We start from the raw sequence: 1,857 nt of genomic DNA, 5'->3' as shown, positions 1-1,857 counted from the left end.
GTCACTGCAGCCTCCGGCGCAGAAGCCAGGCCCGATGGCGCTCAGGCGTATAGGGCCGCGGCGCCTCGCGCGCGGCCAACCGGTCGTGGACGTGGCGCCAGTGGTCCGGCGCCACCTCGCACGGATCGACGCCGCCGCGTTCGATGGCGTCGATGGCCTTGAGCGCGCGTTCGACCTGGGTCCAGCCGAAGGTGCGCAAGAGGATGTCCGCGCCGGGCGCCACGCAGGGCACGGTGCTGTAAGCCTCGCCAGGCGAGACGGCGCGCAGCACGTCGAGCCGCGAGACGGCCGTGCCGTAGTCGTTGGCAGCCCAACGGACGAAGGCGAAGATGCTGCCAGGTTCGAAGCCGACGACACGCCGCCGGCGGTCGAGGATCTCGTCGTGGACGATGCGCCCAAAGCGAATCCAGCGCTCGACACGCTTCTCGACCCACAGCAGATGGACCGTGGTCTGGTCGGCGCTCATGGCGCGTTCCCGCCGACCGGACGATCAGACCGGAGCCCTCCGTCTACAACAGAAGAGTTAGACTCTCGGTTAGAGTCCAAGTTAGCGGCGCGGCTTTCCCCGTCCGGCCAAGGGCTTGGCGGCCGGGCGCGCGCCTGATCTCCCGATAGTCCTGCGCCCGATCTCCCGATACCCGCTGCGCCTGATGTCACGACCCGAGTCACAGGCTTGTTCACAGCGGCCGTGGATGGATCGATCGGTATGATCCGCAGGCGCTCGCGACCGGCCGGGCGCTCAAGCGTGAGCCGGTAGCCGGGCAGCGGCTGGCGCGCTGCGATGCGGCGGAGATCCAGCGCGAAGTCCGACGGCCGCGCGAGACTGCCGGACTTGGTGTGCAGGTGGGCGATGTCGAAGACCCAGCCGCCTCTCTGGCGGCCGGCGTGCTTGCGCGCGACGCGGTAGAGCCAGCGCTCGATGCCGCCGGTCAGGCGGAAATAGGCCGGGTCGATGGCCAGGACGAGGGAGCGGTCGACGACGCCGCGGTAGAACCAGTCGGGCAGGACGAACTCCATGCCCTCGATGCGGCCCGACCGGGTCGCTAGCTCCTCCCACTCGTTGATCCACGAGAACTGCTGGCGCCGCCAATGCTCGCCCTGGCGGATCGAGGTGGCGATCACCGTCGATTGCAGGCGCTGGAGCGCGCTCTTGAGCAGACGGTACTCGGTCGCCCCGGTCGCCCGGCCGACGGCGGTCAGCAATTGGTAGGGCGTGAAGCGCAGGAGGCGGGAGGTTCGAACGCCGTGGTTCTCGGCCTCGACGATCTGCGAGGCCGCCCAGATCAGCACGTCGGCGTCCCAGATGGTCGCCATCCCGTGCTCGGGCAGGCCATGGACCTGCACCTCGACGTCGCCGGCCCTGTAGAGGATTGGCCGCGTGCGGTGCGACTTGGACAGGGAAAAGAACGGCCGCTCCATCAGATCGCGCTGATCGCGCGGGCTGGCGTCGCCGACGGCCACGACGAACGGATCGAGCCGTTCGCGTTCGCTGGGTGGGAAGGCGGATCGCCTGGTCATCGCCGGCGCCGCGCGTCTCAGCGTCGGCCGGCGCTGAGGTCGCCGCCAAGGTCACCAGCTGGGCGTGGGAACCGCTTGGCCGGCAGGACGGTCCCGACGCCCGGATCGGAGGTCGAGATCTTGGCCCCGCGGTCGGCCCAGGTCTGCAGGTCCTCGACCGCATAGACCACCCGTCCGCCCAGTTTGCGGTAGGCGGGGCCGGTGCCGTAGGTGCGGTGTTTTTCGAGCGTGCGATGCGACAGGCTGAGAAAGCGCGCAGCCTCGGGCGTGCGCAGGAACCGCGGCGAAGCGCCAGGCGATGTGGCGGACATGATCGAGCCTCCGTGTCGTCCCCACGTG

General features: G+C 69.7%; 2 protein-coding genes and 1 pseudogene. All 3 read right to left on the bottom strand.

From position 1 onward, the window contains the following. Position 1 precedes the first annotated feature (1 nt). On the bottom strand, positions 2-466 hold the full coding sequence (locus Q8Q88_RS18745; protein WP_305676704.1) for a DUF2840 domain-containing protein: 465 nt from the start codon (positions 464-466) through the stop codon (positions 2-4). A 218-nt stretch (positions 467-684) separates the two neighbouring features. Continuing rightward, positions 685-1,518 (bottom strand): annotated as a pseudogene (locus tag Q8Q88_RS18740) (replication initiator protein A); the annotation flags it as partial. 17 nt (positions 1,519-1,535) lie between these two features. Further along, complete coding sequence (locus Q8Q88_RS18735; RefSeq protein WP_305676702.1) at positions 1,536-1,829, bottom strand: AlpA family transcriptional regulator; 294 nt, start codon at positions 1,827-1,829, stop codon at positions 1,536-1,538. Positions 1,830-1,857: the final 28 nt, after the last annotated feature.

It is taken from the genome of Phenylobacterium sp. (assembly GCF_030697925.1).
Lineage (GTDB): Bacteria > Pseudomonadota > Alphaproteobacteria > Caulobacterales > Caulobacteraceae > Phenylobacterium.
This window is presented reverse-complemented; position numbering and strand designations above follow the sequence as displayed.

Coding starts and splice junctions, on each gene's coding strand:
- Q8Q88_RS18745 (WP_305676704.1), bottom strand. CDS start 466: ATGAGCGCCGACCAGACCACGGTCCATCTGCTGTGGGTCGAGAAGCGT.
- Q8Q88_RS18735 (WP_305676702.1), bottom strand. CDS start 1,829: ATGTCCGCCACATCGCCTGGCGCTTCGCCGCGGTTCCTGCGCACGCCC.